1 protein-coding gene is annotated in these 965 nt (G+C 66.9%); it reads right to left on the bottom strand.

The window, feature by feature from the left end:
• Nucleotides 1–18: 18 nt before the first annotated feature.
• Nucleotides 19–879, bottom strand: coding sequence for an HARBI1 family protein (locus tag JFB92_RS24985; protein WP_307789268.1), 861 nt, complete (start codon nucleotides 877–879; stop codon nucleotides 19–21).
• Nucleotides 880–965 lie beyond the last annotated feature (86 nt).

Raw genomic sequence — 965 nt, 5'->3', positions numbered from 1 at the left:
TGAGCTTTTCCGTGCAACTCATGCGTGACGGTCGGTGACGCGGGGGCGTTCGAAGTGGAACAGGGCGAGGCAGGCGCGTGCGATGGTGCCGATCCGCCACGGGTTGAGCCCGATCTTGTCCAGGCATTTGAATCGGACCTTGAGGTCGGCGTTGGCTTTCTCGGCCAGGGCCCGCAGCGCTCCGAGGACTTTGTTGTACTGGCGCTGGTCGACCGTCAGCCTCGCGCCTTTGGGTTTCTTGTGCCCACAGCGCACGGCCGGGAAGTCGCGGAACTTCTCATACCCCAAATCGACCAGGACCAGCAGATGATCCTCGGTAGGCACGCCGATGTTGATCAGCGCGACCGCCTCCTCGACGCCGGTGTGGCGCGCGGCGGTCGTGTCATGCTCGCGTCCCGGTCGTGCCTGGCCGATCCACAGCGGGTAGCCGTCAGCGGCGGAGATGACCTGGAGGTTGACCCCGTGCCGGTGGTGTTTACCCGAATAGAACAGGTCACAGCCTTCGGTAGGGCCCTCGACGGTGACCCGGCAGGTGGGGATCAGGGTGCCGTCCAGGCCGATGTGCTCGTCGCCGGCGGCCCGGGCGGCGTCGATGGCCTCGCCCAGGCCCGGCGCGGCCTGCGCGAGCACATCGAGGCCCTCGTGCAGGTAGTCGTACGTCGTCGAGGAGGGCAGCGCGTTGTCGGTCCGGAGTTGCTTGACGCGATCACCGTCGATCATCCACCGCAGGACCAGGACGGCCTGCGCCCAGGGGGTGAGGCGGCGGGTGCCCTTGCGGGTGCCGATCGCGCGGCGGTGGGCCGCGAGGTTGCGGGAGAACCAGGCGACGGCGGCCCGGTCGACAGGCAGGATCGCGGTATAGGTGACAATGGCAGACACGGAACCCCTTGGGAGCAGGCTGAAGCTGTGGTAACTCCAGTCTCTACCAGGGGGTTTCCTTGCCTCTCAACGGGTTTCAGTCACAG

Origin of the sequence: Glycomyces salinus (assembly GCF_016428645.1) — a bacterium.
In the GTDB taxonomy this organism is placed as follows: Bacteria; Actinomycetota; Actinomycetes; order Mycobacteriales; family Micromonosporaceae; genus Glycomyces; species Glycomyces salinus.
The sequence above is the reverse complement of the archived record's forward strand: the minus strand, read 5'-3'. Positions and strand labels throughout refer to the sequence as shown.